Here is a 14,291-nt window from a genome sequence, read left to right on the forward strand (position 1 = left end):
TTGGAGTTGAAAGGTCTATAATTTGATATAAACGCTAGCAGACGCAAGCGTTTATAGGAGTTAATTTACCCATGTCCTTCTAGTGAGTATGAGCGAAATGTAATGACCTCCTCACCTACCCATCTATTCAATTCCTTCATACGTTCTAGCAGTGGCGTAAGCTCGTTGCGAACGAATACTTTTGCCGCTTTCTCTACATCCCCAAACCCTCCCGTATTATTCGGGATGATCCCCATCATCTGCGGTGGCACGCGGTGCGCACTCAACAGGTCATCCCGGCTGGAGTTCTTGATATTAAAAAAGTCATCCTTGGTGGCGACTTCACTCAAGGGCAAAATCTTGATGCCATCGGGCTTACCGTTCGGCGCATACATAAACAGGTTACGGAAGTTGCCTAGACCTTTGGTATCGCGCATTGCTTGGCGCATCCGGTCTACGTCGCTGGTGCTCTGCGCTGCATCGGTCATATACAGGATGTAACCGGCGTGCGCGCCGTTCTGGTAATACTTACGGCGAAATAGGGTGGCCGCTTCGTTGAGCCATGCGGAGTTGAGCGCGCTCAGGTATTCAGGCAGGCCATACAGTTCCTGATTCACATCCGGTTCAATCAGATGAAACACGCTACCTGGTGCGAACTGATGCGGCTCCTTCCAATCCTGCACAAACCAATAGGTATCCGGCTCCACGCCCCGGCGGGTGTATTTGGCCGGGGAACACTTTAGGCGCAGCGGCTCACCAAGTTGGTTTTTGCGCAGTTCCAGGAACGCGTTACCAAACACCAAGTAATCCAGCGCATAGCGGCTAAACTCCTGCTGGCTTAACAGCGGGTGTGGAATGAAGGTAGAGGCCAGAATATTACGCTTCACAAACATCGGCGAGCTGTGATGCACGGCGGCCCGCATACTGCGCGCCAGTCCATCAAAGCTGATCGGCGGTTCGTACCATTTGCCGTTGCCGCAGCATTCCAGGTGATCCAGGATTTCCCGCTTATCCATCACCGGCGACGGTTCCCCAAAGGTAAACGCCTCTACGTTCTGCGGGACTGCGGGTTGCGTGGTGGTGGTGAAAGCCTTACGGCCTTTGCGCTTGCTCATCAGTAAAACTCCAAAATATTCGGGCTGCTGTGGCCGCTACCGGCGGTCAGCGGTTCATTTAACAGGGCGTGCATGATTGCCCAGGCCAAATCGGCATGGCTGGCTTCTTCACTGCGGCTGGCGGTGTAGGTCGAACGCGCACCGCTGGCGGTCATGGTTTTGCGGATCGCCATAAACGAGGCGGTTATATCGGTGTGGCTGGTGTCGTACTCTAGGCAGCCGCGCCCGATGGTGTCTTTGGCCTTCAGCACCATGGCGGTCTTGATTTCCGGGGTGTATTTGATTTCACGGGCGGCGGGGAAGAATTCCCGCACCAACTGGAACACCCCTTGCCCGACGGTGGTCGCATCGATGCCGATGTATTCCACGCAGTATTTGTCGGTGAGGTCTTTGATCTTCTGCGCCTGGTCGGCAAAGTTCATGCCCTGCCACTGATGGCGCTCCAATACGCGGAACTTGCCCCCGGCCACCATCGGTGGCGCGATGACCGCACACCCGGCACTGTCGCCGCCATTGGCTTCCGACGGGTCATAACCAATCCACACCGGACGATAGCCAAAAGGCCGCAACGCATACGGGTTGACGTCTTCCCATTCTTCCAGCGTATCCACCATGCAGCTCTGCAACTCGACGAACGGGAACACCGAGGCGCTATCGTCCACAAATTCGCACATCAACAAATTCTGATACTCGGACGGGCTGTATTCGAGCGTGAGTTGATTGAGGTCGAACAGGTTACACCCGCCGGTCAGCGCATCTTCGACCGTGACAATCTGTCGCCACTGCCCATCCTCACACAGCACGCCTTTTGATAGATGGCTGTGACTGAGGTCGAGCTGGATGTGATCATTCTTGCTACGGCGTCCTTTGTTGAACAGTTCCCCCGACCAGAACGGATAAGCGGAGTGCGCCAAGCTGGACGGCGTAGAAAAGTAGGTGGTGCGCCATTTCTTGTGCAGTGACATGCCGCTGGCGACCTTGCGCAGTTCCTGGAACTTGGGGATCCAAAAGTATTCATCCAGGTACAGGTTACCGGTGTAACTCTGCGCGGTACGCACGTTGGTGCCGAGGAACATCAGCCGTGCGCCGTTCGGTAACACCATCGGATCGCCTTTCAGGTCAACCTCGACCAGGCGCGCAAAATCAATGATGTAATTGCGGAAGACATGCGCCTGGGCCTTACTGGCAGAGAGAAAGATTTGATTGCGCCCGGTGGTCAGCGCATCCAACAGCGCCTCACGGGCAAAGAAGAAGGTCGCCCCGATTTGGCGTGACTTGAGGATGTTACGGATACGGTGTTGCAGCCCGGCGCGATACCATCCCATTTGATAATCGAAGGTGGTCTCCATAAAGATGCTGCTGAGTTTCTCAATGGCCGACTCGCTGAACAGGTTACGTTCTACGGGTTTGCGTTCCCCCTTGTTACGGTTGGCGACGTTAGGGTTTAAATCTGCCTCATTGCCGCTTTGGGCGTAACGGTTTACTCGTGCCAGCCGTTCAATCTGGCGGCCCAACAGGTCAATCTCTTTAAAGTCGATCCCCTCCTTGTGGGTCTTCATGATGAGCTGTATCAACCGCGCTTCCATGCTTTGCTCAACGCGGGAAATGGGCGCGATAGCATCCCACTTGTCGCGCAGCTTCCAGCTCTGCACGGTGGGTGCCTTGGCGTGTAGCGTTTCGGCAATCTGGCGCACGGAGAAGCCCTGCCAGTAAAGCAAGGCCGCTTGGCGGCGTGGATCGCTGATGATAGTTGTCGTCGGTGTTGTATTCATGCCGCCAAGGCTACGTAAGCCCGCCGAAACCCGCCTTAAGTCACTGTTGTGTCTACGATCTTCCAACTGCAACGCGTTGAGCCTACTCGCTGTTATCCGCACACTGGCCCCGAACTTAACAATCGGAGAGCCGTTCACATGGCAAAGAAAGTTTCAAAGTGGTTTCGCATCGGTATGGAGGGTGACACCTGCGACGGTCGCGAAATTGACGCCAACGATATTCAGCAGATGGGCAGCAGCTATAACCCGAAGGTGTACGGAGCCCGCATCAACCTGGAGCACATCAAGGGGATTTTGCCGGACAGTGATTTCCGCCGTTATGGCGACGTGATCGAGCTGAAGGCCGAACAGATTGACGATCCGGACGAATCGCGTTTGCACGGCAAATGGGCGCTGTATGCCAAGTTGTCACCGACCGCCGAACTGGTGGCGATGATTGGCAAGAGCCAGAAGGTTTACACCTCAATGGAAATCGGCCGCAACTTTGCCAAGACCGGCAGCAGCTACCTGATCGGGCTGGCGGTGACCGACGACCCGGCCAGCCTGGGCACCGAAATGCTGGCCTTTAGCCGCACCGCCCAACACAACCCGCTGGCCGCCCGTAAGGCCGACCCGGCAAATGTTTTCACCGCCGCCATTGAAGCGCTGATTGAGTTTGAAGAGGTCGCCGATCCAGAGCAGACCTTTGCCGCCCGTGTGAAGGCCATGTTTAGCCGCAAGCAGGTAACTGATGATGCTCGCTTTAGCGAAATGGAAGGCGCGGTGATGACCGTCGCCGAACAGGTACAGGGCACCGAGCAGCGCTTTAGCCAGCTTGAAACCACGTTGACCCAACAGGTCGCCGACCTCAAGCAGCAGGTGGACACCGGTGCAACGGCATTTACCGCCCTGAGACAGCAGCTTTCTACTACCGAGAGTTTCAGCCAGCGCCCGGCGGCAACGGGTGGCAGTGGTCAAAACGACGTGCTGACAGACTGCTAAACCGCACCGAAAAAGATAACTAACAGGATAAAATCATGCGTCAGAAAACCCGCTTTCAATTTAACAAGTTTCTAAGCCGTATCGCCGAGCTGAACGGCGTCGATACCGGTGATCTGGATAAGAAGTTCAGCGTTGAACCGTCCGTTACGCAAACCATCATGACCCGCGTGCAAGAGTCCTCGGCGTTCCTGAGCAGCATCAACATTGTGCCGGTCGCCGAGATGAAGGCAGAAAAGGTGGGCCTGGGCGTTAATGGCACCATTGCCAGCACCACCGATACCAGCGGCGGTGACGAACGTGAAACCGCCGATTTTGCCTCCCTGGATAAAGACGGCTATTTCTGCCAGCAGGTGAACTACGATTTCCACATCCGCTATAACACGCTCGACCTGTGGGCGCGTTACCAGGATTTCCAAACTCGCCTACGTGATGCCATCGTCAAGCGCCAAGCGCTTGATCGTATCACCATCGGTTTTAACGGCACTCATCGCGCCAAGACCTCTAACCGCCTTAAAAATCCGATGTTGCAGGATATCGCCGTAGGCTGGTTGCAAAAATACCGTAATGAAGCCGCGTCCCGCGTGATGAGCAGGGTGGTTGATGATAAAGGCAATATCATTTCCGAAATGATCCGCGTGGGGGCCGGTGGCGATTATGCCAACCTCGATGCATTGGTGATGAATGCTCATGCGGAATTGCTCGCCGAATGGTATCAGGAAGACCCAGGACTGGTGGTGATCTGCGGTCGTAAACTACTGGCGGATAAGTATTTCCCGTTGGTCAATCAGGCACAGCCTAACAGCGAGGCCATGGCGGCTGACATGATCATCAGCCAGAAACGCATCGGTAACCTGCCTGCGGTGCGCGTGCCGTACTTCCCGGCTAATGCCCTGATGATCACCCGTTTGGATAACCTGTCTATCTATTGGCAGGAAGACACACACCGCCGTCACCTGGAAGAGAACCCCAAGCGCGATCGTGTCGAGAACTACGAATCCATCAACGAGGATTATGTGGTGGAGGATTACGCCTGCGGCTGTGTGGTGGAAAACATCGAGTTGGGTGACTTCACACCAACAGCACCCACCCCGCCGGAAGACACCCAAGAAAAAAGCGGAGAGTAAGCCATGACTAGCCCGGCCCGCCGCCACTTCTTGCGCCAATCCGCCATTGAGGCCGCCCGTCAGGAGACGGGCCCCACGGCCCACGCCAACGGCTATGAGCTGATGTTGCTCAAGCTCTATGAGGACAAGCGCAGGCTCAAGCAGGTGCGCTCCCAGGAACGCAAAGCCGACCTTAAGCGCCAGTTGCTACCGGAGTATGCCCCGTGGGTGGCCGGTGTCTTGGCGGAAGGGCGTGGCGCGCAGGACGTCATCTTGATGACGGTGATGATCTGGCGTCTGGATGCGGGGGATATCCTCGGCGCGCTGGCGATTGCTCGCTACGCGCTGCGCTACAAACTGGTGCCGCCCAATGGGTTCAACCGCTCCACGCCGTACCTGATTGCCGAAGACGTCGCCGAGTCGGCTACCCGTGCCCATGAGGCCGGGCAGGCGGTCAATATCGACCACCTGATGCAAACCATGGAGCTCACCGACGCTGAAGACATGCCTGACCAGGTACGCGCCAAGCTGCACAAAATCACCGGCTATGTGCTGCGTGACGCGGGCCGGGCTGAACTGGCCTTAAACCACCTGAAACGGGCGTTGCAGTTGCATAACGGCTGCGGCGTCAAAAAGGACATTGAACGGCTGGAGCGTGCCATTCGTAACGCTGCCAGCCGCTGACAGAACGCGCCCCGCGCCGGGCGGCACGAGAGCGGCGATCGGGTTATCTGTATCAAAGCCCTCGTCCACCGCCCCCTATTTTCGAGGTCATATGAGTACCGTCGTTATCCAAAAGCCCCGCCCGGATGCGCCCGCAATGCGTCCCCCGGCGGAGGATGAACCGATCGTGAAAAACAGCTTTTTCTGGCCGGACGTCGACCCGCTGGAGGTACGTGATGTGATGCGCATTGAAGGCACCATTACCGCACCGCGTCTGCGCCGGGCAATCAAATCCGCCATCGCCGAAGTGAATGCCGAGCTGTTTATTTTCCGCCGTGATCAGATGGCGGATGGCTATCACCGGCTGGCGGATGTGCCTGCAGAAGTGCTCGACGGTGAAAGCGTGCGGGTGAGCGAGTACCAGAACGCGGTCAGCGCCATGACCACCGCGTTCCTGTCGGAGCAATACCGCAGCCTGGATACCACCGCCACTGGCAGCCGTAAAGCGGAGGTGATCGAGTCTTCCATTGATGAGCTGTGGCGCACCGCCCGCAACGCCATCAGCAACGTGGCCGAGCGTAGCCACTGCATCATCGGATTGCTGTGATGCAGGTTATCGCGCAGCAAGGTGACACGGTTGATACCCTGTGTTGGCGCTACTTTGGCCGTACCCAGGGCGTGGTCGAGCAGGTGTATTCACTCAATGCCGGATTGGCCGATGCTGGGGCCATCTTGCCCCACGGCCAGCCGGTGACGCTGCCGGATATGACTGTCTCGCCGCAGCGTGAAACCGTTAATTTATGGGACTGATCCTATGGAGCGTATTACCTCGTTTTTCGCTTACACCATGGCGGTATTTCTCGCCTGGGTGGGCAAGTATTCCCCGCAGGATATTGCCTTTATGGTCGGGGCGGCGGTGGGTGTTGGCACCTTCCTGGTCAACTGGTACTACCGCCGCAAAACCTACCGGTTGCTCAACCGGCTCGGACTTTCTCGGAGGGTAGCGGATGAACTCAATCGTTAAACGTTGTACAGCCGCTGCCGTGCTGGCCCTGGCGATGTTGTTACCGCAATTCAGCACCCTGCAAACCTCACCCGCCGGGCTGCGCCTGATTGCCGATTTTGAAGGTTGTCAGCTTTCCCCTTACCAGTGCAGCGCCGGGGTGTGGACATCCGGCATCGGCCACACCGCAGGCGTGGTGCCGGGCAAAGTTATCAGCGAACGGCAAGCCGCCGTCAACCTGGTGGCGGATGTTTCCCGCACCGAACGGGCCATCGGGCGCTGTATGCCGGTGAACATGCCGCCGCCGGTGTATGACGCGGTGGTGGCCTTTGCCTTTAACGTGGGCACCACGGCGGCGTGTGGTTCAACCCTGGCCGGGTTTATCCGTCGGCAGGAGTGGCGCAGTGCCTGCCAACAGTTGCCGCGTTGGGTGTATGTGAACGGGGTGAAGTCGAAAGGGCTGGAGCGTCGCCGAGCAGCCGAACAGGCGTTGTGTTTGCAGGGGGCGCGATGAGTAACCGCACGGCGTTGTTATCGGCGTTAACGCTGTTGGCCATCATTGGCTGGCTGAAATGGCAGGTGGTTTCCCTGGGTAGCTCCCTGGTGGACGCGCAAAAGCAAAACAGCACCTTAACTGCTGCCGTTAACAGCCGCGACACGGTGATCACCGCGTTGCAACGTGAAGCCGGTCAACAGACCGAGGCCGAACAGCAATTGAGAAATACATTGGCCGGGGCGCAGCGTCTGGCCCTACGGCGTGAACAACAGTTACAGAGGGCACTCAATGAAAACCAGGCACTACGTGAGTGGTTTAGCCGGGCTTTGCCTGCTGACGTTATCCGGCTGCACCAGCGGCCCGCCTTTACCGGCACCGGCGATTATTTACGTTGGCTGTCCAACGGTCAGCCCGTGCCAAATCCCGGCCAGCCAGCCGAGCACTAACGGGGATTTAAGTGCGGATATTCGCCAGCTTGAACACGCCCTGGCGGCCTGCGCAATCCAGGTCGATATGGTTAAACAGTGTCAGGAACGCCACCATGATAAAACCCCAACAACTGCGCGCCGCGCTGACTGACTCGTTGCCCTGGCTGCAACGCAACCCAGAGAATCTGCGTCTGTTTACTGACAGTGGTCGCATTGCCTCCACGCTCGCCAGCTCGCTGTCGTTTGAATATCAGTTTCGGCTAAACCTGCTGATCACCGACTACAGCGGGGATATGGATCTTATCATCGTGCCGATCCTGGCGTGGTTACGTGAGAACCAGCCGGACATTATGGCGACCGATGAGAAGCGGCGCACCGGTTATACCTTTGAGGCCGATATCAATAATGATGGTTCGTTTGATATCAGCATCAACCTGCAACTGACCGAGCGGGTGATTGTGAAAGAGCAGGGCAGTGCGTTGCATGTTGATCACCTGCCGGAACCTCCGTTGCCGGAAGACGTGATCCGTCCGATGCAGATGTATGTTCACGGTGAATTAGTGAGTGAATGGCATGAACGAACTTGAACCCTTTGAGACCAAACTAGCCGGACTGATTGGCAATCTGTCGCCGCAATCGCGTAAGGCGTTGGCCGTGACGATTGCCAAGCGCCTCCGCGCCAATCAGCAGCAGAATATCAAGCGGCAACAGGCACCCGATGGCACGCCGTATGCCCCACGTAAAACCCAGCTACGGAGTAAGCAAGGGAGAATTAAGCGGGCGATGTTTACCAAGCTGCGAACCGCACGCTATCTAAAAGCCAACGGCAGCAACAATGCTGCTGTGGTGGAGTTTGTGGGGCGGGTTAAGCGCATGGCTGAGGTGCATCATTATGGGCTTCGTGATCGACCTTCGCTGCGTAGCCCTGAAGTGCGGTATGAGGAAAGGCCGTTGCTGGGATTCGGGGCAGATGTATTCACTATTGTTGAAAAGGCAATGATCCAGTATTTATCATCAGAACTCTAAAATGAGGGTAATGTATCACCCTCATCAATCATTAACCGCGATGAATAATAGCCTGATTCAATGCATTAATCACAGTATCGATATAATTTTCATTTTCACTTTCTAAGGCCTGGCTTTCGCCTGAAGAACTGTTCAGATAAACACTGTGTTTCGTTTTAGCCCCATTGATAGCCAACACGCCAAGGCCAATAACACCAACGCCCCATAGCATTGAGGCACCCTGCATATTTATTAGCAAAACTATTCCAACAATGATGAGAACTATTGCTCCAACGCGTGAAGGTGTAACACTCTGTTTTTTAACGGAAGTGACCCCGGTCATCGCATAAGTGCTGTTTCCGACAATAAACCGCGCATTGGTGATTAATACGTGTCCTTGTTTAAAAAACTCCGTTTCTTCCATTTTTAGCTCCAGAGGGTGTAGTAAAGCCTAAATAATACTGCTGTATGTTTAAAAAACAAACTAGTTATTTATTGAACTCGCTAATTTGATTTTGTTGTTTCTCAGATCGACCAACCGTCCTACATTGCTGCTATCTTCTTAGCGTTGCATCCTTCCCTTCATGAACAATCAAACCGACATCCTGCGTCTACTGCGCAATCTGATCCGCATCGGCACCATCAACATCGTTGACCTGGAGCACGGCCTTTGCCGCGTGGAAACCGGCGGCAACCTCACCGACTGGCTGCATTGGCTTACCTGCCGGGCGGGCCGTTCCCGTTCCTGGTGGGCACCGTCCGAAGGTGAACAGGTGTTGCTCCTGGCGATCGGTGGTGAACTGGATACCGCCTTTGTACTGCCGGGCATTTTCTCAGATGACTTCCCGGCCCCGTCGGCCTCGGCTGATGCGCTGCATGTAACGTTCCCGGACGGTGCCGTGCTGGAGTACGAACCCGCCACCGGTGCGCTGACCGTGACCGGCATCAAGACCGCCACGGTGGAGGCGTCCGAGTCCATCACCGCCAATACCAAGGTGGTGATGGTCAAAGCCAGCCAAAAGATCACACTCGATGCCCCCGTGGTGGAATGCACCAACCAGCTTGTGACTGGCACTATCCAGATTAAGGAGGGCGGCAGCATGACCGGTAATCTCACTCATACCGGCGGCAATATCACGTCTAACGGCGTGGTGATCCATACCCACACCCACGGCGGCATTCAGCGCGGTGGTGGCAACACGGATAAACCGACATGAGCAACGCAAAATACATAGGGATGGATCGCGCCACCGGACGTGGGCTAACTGATGTCGACCATATCCGCCAGTCAGTTGCTGACATTCTTATCACGCCAGTGGGCTCTCGCCCGATGCGCCGGGCATATGGTTCGTTACTGTCTGAACTGCTCGACCAGCCGCAGAATGACGCATTGCGCCTGCATATCATGGCCGCCTGCTACAGCGCGATTTTAGCCTGGGAGCCGCGTGTAAAACTGAGCGGTATCACCTTCAACACCGGCTATGACGGCAAGATGGTGGTCGATCTCACCGGCACCCGTACCGATATCCCTGGCGCGCTGTCGTTGTCCATTCCTGTGAGCTAAACCCATGCCAACCATTGACCTGAGCCAACTCCCTGCGCCCGCCCTTGTTGAGGTGCTCGACTATGAAAGCCTGCTGGCCGAACGCAAAGCCACGCTGATTTCGCTCTACCCTGAGGAACAGCGTGAAGCGATTGCCCGTACCCTGGCGTTGGAGTCCGAACCACTGGTGAAGCTCCTACAGGAGAATGCCTACCGGGAAGTGATTTTACGCCAGCGTGTTAACGATGCCGCCCGTGCCGTGATGGTGGCCTTTGCCACGGGCAGTGACCTCGACCAACTGGGGGCAAACGTCAATACTCCGCGGCTGACCATCACGCCTGCTGATAACAACACCTTGCCGCCAACACCGGCGGTGATGGAGTCCGACAGTGATTATCGGGTGCGTATCCCGCAGGCGTTTGAAGGTATGAGCGTGGCCGGGCCGTCCGGTGCCTATGAATATCATGGCCGTTCTGCCGATGGTCGGGTGGCCGACGTGAAGGCAACCAGCCCCAGCCCGGCCTGTGTGACCATCTCGGTGCTGTCACGGGAAGGTAACGGCACCGCAAGCGCCGATCTGTTGGCTGTCGTTACCCGTGCGCTGAATGATGAGGATGTGCGTCCGGTAGGTGATCGCGTGACGGTGCAATCCGCCTCTATCGTCAAATACACCATTGAGGCGGTGCTCTATCTCTATCCGGGCCCGGAGGCCGCTCCGATCCAGGCCGCCGCTGAGGCTAAGTTGAAACAGTACATCAGCGCGCAACACCGGTTAGGGCGTGATATCCGCCTGTCAGCCCTTTATGCCGCACTCCATGCCGAAGGCGTACAGCGTGTGGAGCTGAAAAAGCCGCTGGCCGATATCGTGCTGAACAATACCCAGGCGTCCTACTGCGAACAGTACCGCATCACCGTCGGGGGATCCGATGAATAACCGTCTATTGCCGGTCGGTTCTTCTACGCTGGAGGTGGCCGCCGCCCGTGCCTGCGCCGAACTGGCACCCATCCCGGTTCCCGTGCGTGACCTGTGGAACCCGGACACCTGTCCGATCACCTTGTTGCCATACCTGGCCTGGGCGTTCTCGGTTGATCACTGGGATGAACGCTGGCCGGACACCGTCAAGCGCAACGTCGTGACCTCGGCGTTTTACCTGCACCGTCACAAGGGCACCCTGGGGGCCGTTCGTCGCGTTGTGGAGCCACTCGGTTATCTCATCAAGGTGCTGGAGTGGTGGCAAAACAATGATCCGCCCGGCACCTTTCGGCTGGATATCGGCGTACTGGAAACCGGTATCACTGAAGCCATGTATCAGGAGATGGAACGCATGATCGCCGATGCCAAACCGGTCAGCCGTCATCTTATCGGCCTCAATATCGTGCAGGACGTTCAGGGCCAGATCCACACCGGCGTCGGCACGTTCGACGGCGACACCCTTACCGTTTACCCCGGATAACAAGCGAGACACCATGAGCAAATACAAAGCCATTCTGACCACCGCCGGGGCGGCAAAAATTGCGGCCGCCAGTGCGGGCGGCAAACCGTTGAAGATTGACCGGATGGCCGTCGGAGACGCTAACGGCAAATTACCCACGCCCAACCCCGCCCAGACCAAACTGGTTAACGAGCGTCACCGGGCGGCCCTCAATTCACTGACGGTTGATAAGGCTGCGCCAGATCGGCTTATTGCCGAGTTAGTCATTCCTGCCAATGTTGGTGGCTTCTGGCTGCGTGAAATGGGCCTGTATGATGCAGACGGCACGCTGATTGCGGTCAGCAACATGGCTGAGTCCTACAAGCCGAAGCTGGAAGAGGGCAGCGGGCGCACGCAAACCCTGCGTATGGTGGTGATCGTCAGCCACACCGAGGCTATCACGCTGATTGTCAGTGGTGACATGGTGATGGCGACCCGTGATTTTGTGGCGGCGGCCATTGATGACCATGCCAAATCCCGCAACCACCCGGACGCCACCACGGCGGCTAAGGGGTTTGTGCAATTGAGCAGCGTAACCAATAGCACCAGTGAAGCCCTGGCGGCCACGCCCAAAGCGGTTAAGGCTGTGAATGATGCAGCGGTGAAGTTGGCGCAGAACCTCGCTGATCTGCCAGATAAGGCCAAGTCCCGCGCCAGCTTGGGGCTAAAATCGGCCGCCCTGTGTGATACGGGCGAGGCCACCGGTCAGGTGTTGACCGCTAACAAAGCGTTTGGCCTGGGCCTGGTACAACCCAATCTCAGGCATCGGCTGGCCGACCTGGCCGGGGCGAATGCCTTCACCGGGTTTACCTGGACAAACAGTGATGATCCCGACGCACCACCCTTTATCGGCACGGCTGGCATCATCAATCATGCCTGGCGTGCGTCCACTACGGCAGATCCTTATACGTTGCAAATGGGGTGGCGTGATGGTCGTATGGCTTTTCGAACCAAAGAATCCAACAAGGATTTTCTGGGTTGGTGTGAATTGCTGCATACCGGTAACGGCTACACAGCGGCGCAATGTGATGGTAAATACGCGTTACGTTCTATCAAGGTCAATGGCAAACCGTTGAGCGCAGATGTCAACCTGCTGGCCGGTGATGTCAACGCCTGGAACAAAACCGAGGCAGATGCTCGTTATCTGAAATTGTCAGGCGGGACAGTCAAAAACCTGACGGTAAAAACCGGTTCTACCGGCACGGAAAATACGGCCCTGCTGATTGATGGCGTTGAGCACACGCCTTTAGTATTAAAGCGCAGCAGCGCCACCGCCAATTTGTCGATCGGTTTTCAGCTCGGCGGCAATGCGCCGCTGTATCGGCTCGGTATTAATGACAAAAATAATCTGTCTTGGGGCACTGATGCCAACCAGGCCAGCAATGCCACGATTTACCACACCAAAAACAAGCCTACGGCGGCGGATGTAGGCGCGCTGACGGACGCACAAGCGGTGCAAAAGTATGCACTTCGTTCTATCAGGGTGAACGGCAAACCCATTTCAGCCGATGTTAACCTGCAGGCAGGGGATGTGAACGCCTGGAACAAGACCGAAGCTGATAACCGTTACCTGTTAAAGACCGGCGGGATCGTCACGGGGAAAACCCGCTTTGCTGCCGGAGTTAACTTCGGTAATGAAAACACCTCGGTTGAGGGCGGCAGCGATGCGGCTGGATACACCTCCAATAACCTGATGCTGAAAAGCTGGTACGGCATTGGTTTCTTCAATACCTGCACCACGTCGGGTTTGAAAGGCGTGACAGGTTATATCAACACTCGCAGCGGTGACCTGCAGATGAAAGGTCGGGTGATGGCCGATACCCAGGTCATTGAGGCCGGTAAGCGGGTATATTCCCCCAATAACAAACCGACGGCGGCGGATGTAGGGGCGTTGACCGATGCACAAGCAACGCAGAAATATGCACAGCGCTCTATCAAGGTGAACGGCAAGCCACTTTCCGGTGATGTGAACCTGGTGGCCGGAGATATCAATGCCTACACCAAAACAGAATCAAATGGCCGTTACGTTAAGCAGAGCGGTGACAACATCAATTGGCTGACGGTGAAAGGGGGCGCGACATTCCAGGGGCTCGACTACATCAACAAATCGGGTATTAACACCTATTCCAATGCGGAGGGGAGTCATCGTCAGGTAAATGCACTTCGGTTAAAAGGTGAGGGCAATCTGGTGGCCGAGCTCTATCACCATGAACTGGTTGGCAAATACCATAACCTGGGTATTCATGTCGGCAATGGTAATGATCACGGCTGGTATGAGCTGCGTGGTAATGGGGAGCTAAAGGTCAATGGCACGTGGCCCACCTTGCACCTAGGTGAAACTGTTCATCATCCGGATGGCAATATTTCCGGCACTGCCTGGGGCGGTTATCTCAGTAATTTCATCACCAATGGCCTCAATGGCCGGGTTGACTGGAATGCGTTTAACAGCCGTTCGCACGTCGCGGGCACGCGTCAGGCATGGTGGTACAAAGATGAACTGACCGGCTTTATTTTCCAAGGCGGCGTGGTCAACCGGGGCGAAGGCTATCTGACCTGGGTGGGTTTTCCGCGTGGCTACACACAGGACTGTTTCGGCGTCCAGCTCACACTGGCCGGGCATTGGGGAGATTCAAACATGAATATGGAAGCACAAAGCCTGTCGGCAGGCGGGTTTAATGCTGCGTTGGGGGATAACGAACGCGTGGTCTTCTGGTGGGCAGTGGGGGTATAA

At 56.3% G+C, this 14,291-nt stretch carries 19 protein-coding genes; 16 read left to right on the forward strand and 3 right to left on the reverse strand.

Features of this window, described 5'->3' with window-relative positions; all coding sequences use genetic code 11:
- Positions 1–65 precede the first annotated feature (65 nt).
- Positions 66–1,094 (reverse strand): phage portal protein, encoded by a 1,029-nt coding sequence (locus IMQ33_RS06375; RefSeq protein WP_196061563.1) that lies wholly within the window; start codon positions 1,092–1,094, stop codon positions 66–68.
- Positions 1,094–2,866, reverse strand: a complete 1,773-nt coding sequence (locus IMQ33_RS06380; protein ID WP_196061564.1) for a terminase ATPase subunit family protein — start codon at positions 2,864–2,866, stop codon at positions 1,094–1,096. Before IMQ33_RS06380 ends, IMQ33_RS06375 begins: the two co-directional genes overlap by 1 nt.
- Positions 2,867–3,004: 138 nt before the next feature.
- Between IMQ33_RS06380 and IMQ33_RS06385 the strand changes: the two genes are divergently transcribed.
- The 11 genes from IMQ33_RS06385 (at position 3,005) to IMQ33_RS06430 (ending at position 8,566) form a co-directional block, all read left to right on the forward strand.
- Positions 3,005–3,847 (forward strand): GPO family capsid scaffolding protein, encoded by an 843-nt coding sequence (locus tag IMQ33_RS06385; RefSeq protein ID WP_166733444.1) that lies wholly within the window; start codon positions 3,005–3,007, stop codon positions 3,845–3,847.
- Positions 3,848–3,882: 35 nt separating this feature from the next.
- The gene (locus IMQ33_RS06390) at positions 3,883–4,971 is read left to right on the forward strand and encodes a phage major capsid protein, P2 family (protein ID WP_024528239.1); all 1,089 of its coding nucleotides are present in this window, start codon (positions 3,883–3,885) and stop codon (positions 4,969–4,971) included.
- Positions 4,972–4,974: 3 nt separating this feature from the next.
- Entirely contained in the window at positions 4,975–5,634 is a 660-nt protein-coding gene (locus IMQ33_RS06395) for a terminase endonuclease subunit (RefSeq protein WP_196061565.1), read from the forward strand.
- Positions 5,635–5,725: 91 nt separating this feature from the next.
- Entirely contained in the window at positions 5,726–6,220 is a 495-nt protein-coding gene (locus IMQ33_RS06400) for a head completion/stabilization protein (RefSeq protein WP_196061566.1), read from the forward strand.
- The gene (locus IMQ33_RS06405) at positions 6,220–6,423 is read left to right on the forward strand and encodes a tail protein X (RefSeq protein WP_196061567.1); all 204 of its coding nucleotides are present in this window, start codon (positions 6,220–6,222) and stop codon (positions 6,421–6,423) included. The genes IMQ33_RS06400 and IMQ33_RS06405 overlap by 1 nt, the downstream gene beginning before the upstream one ends.
- Before the next feature lie 4 nt (positions 6,424–6,427).
- Positions 6,428–6,637, forward strand: a complete 210-nt coding sequence (locus tag IMQ33_RS06410; RefSeq protein WP_196061568.1) for a holin — start codon at positions 6,428–6,430, stop codon at positions 6,635–6,637.
- Positions 6,621–7,130 (forward strand): lysozyme, encoded by a 510-nt coding sequence (locus IMQ33_RS06415; protein ID WP_024528244.1) that lies wholly within the window; start codon positions 6,621–6,623, stop codon positions 7,128–7,130. The genes IMQ33_RS06410 and IMQ33_RS06415 overlap by 17 nt, the downstream gene beginning before the upstream one ends.
- Positions 7,127–7,558 (forward strand): Rz-like lysis system protein LysB, encoded by a 432-nt coding sequence (lysB, locus tag IMQ33_RS06420; protein ID WP_196061569.1) that lies wholly within the window; start codon positions 7,127–7,129, stop codon positions 7,556–7,558. Before IMQ33_RS06415 ends, lysB begins: the two co-directional genes overlap by 4 nt.
- Positions 7,446–7,691, forward strand: coding sequence for an Rz1-like lysis system protein LysC (gene lysC / locus IMQ33_RS26115; protein ID WP_230326649.1), 246 nt, complete (start codon positions 7,446–7,448; stop codon positions 7,689–7,691). The genes lysB and lysC overlap by 113 nt, the downstream gene beginning before the upstream one ends.
- Positions 7,654–8,127 carry a phage tail protein gene (locus IMQ33_RS06425; RefSeq protein ID WP_196061570.1) on the forward strand — a complete coding sequence of 158 codons (474 nt, stop codon included), beginning with the start codon at positions 7,654–7,656 and terminating at the stop codon, positions 8,125–8,127. The genes lysC and IMQ33_RS06425 overlap by 38 nt, the downstream gene beginning before the upstream one ends.
- On the forward strand, positions 8,114–8,566 hold the full coding sequence (locus IMQ33_RS06430; protein ID WP_196061571.1) for a phage virion morphogenesis protein: 453 nt from the start codon (positions 8,114–8,116) through the stop codon (positions 8,564–8,566). The genes IMQ33_RS06425 and IMQ33_RS06430 overlap by 14 nt, the downstream gene beginning before the upstream one ends.
- Positions 8,567–8,597: 31 nt before the next feature.
- Here the strand turns inward: IMQ33_RS06430 and IMQ33_RS06435 are convergent, their stop codons facing one another.
- Positions 8,598–8,969, reverse strand: a complete 372-nt coding sequence (locus IMQ33_RS06435; protein ID WP_196061572.1) for a DUF6232 family protein — start codon at positions 8,967–8,969, stop codon at positions 8,598–8,600.
- 160 nt (positions 8,970–9,129) lie between these two features.
- Between IMQ33_RS06435 and IMQ33_RS06440 the strand changes: the two genes are divergently transcribed.
- From IMQ33_RS06440 to IMQ33_RS06460, 5 genes are read left to right on the forward strand one after another with little or no spacing between them, the layout of a single operon-like run.
- Positions 9,130–9,762 carry a phage baseplate assembly protein V gene (locus IMQ33_RS06440; protein WP_196061573.1) on the forward strand — a complete coding sequence of 211 codons (633 nt, stop codon included), beginning with the start codon at positions 9,130–9,132 and terminating at the stop codon, positions 9,760–9,762.
- A complete protein-coding gene (locus IMQ33_RS06445) occupies positions 9,759–10,109 on the forward strand; it encodes a GPW/gp25 family protein (protein ID WP_196061574.1) in 351 nt (116 codons plus the stop codon). The genes IMQ33_RS06440 and IMQ33_RS06445 overlap by 4 nt, the downstream gene beginning before the upstream one ends.
- 4 nt (positions 10,110–10,113) lie before the next feature.
- Positions 10,114–11,022, forward strand: a complete 909-nt coding sequence (locus IMQ33_RS06450) for a baseplate assembly protein (protein WP_196061575.1) — start codon at positions 10,114–10,116, stop codon at positions 11,020–11,022.
- Positions 11,015–11,542: a phage tail protein I gene (locus IMQ33_RS06455; RefSeq protein ID WP_196061576.1), complete on the forward strand. Its 528-nt coding sequence runs from the start codon at positions 11,015–11,017 to the stop codon at positions 11,540–11,542. The genes IMQ33_RS06450 and IMQ33_RS06455 overlap by 8 nt, the downstream gene beginning before the upstream one ends.
- Positions 11,543–11,555: 13 nt before the next feature.
- Positions 11,556–14,291 carry a phage tail protein gene (locus IMQ33_RS06460; RefSeq protein ID WP_196061577.1) on the forward strand — a complete coding sequence of 912 codons (2,736 nt, stop codon included), beginning with the start codon at positions 11,556–11,558 and terminating at the stop codon, positions 14,289–14,291.

The organism is Serratia sp. Res13-Sevr-LER1-36-b (genome assembly GCF_015673035.1).
GTDB lineage: Bacteria > Pseudomonadota > Gammaproteobacteria > Enterobacterales > Enterobacteriaceae > Chania > Chania fonticola_C.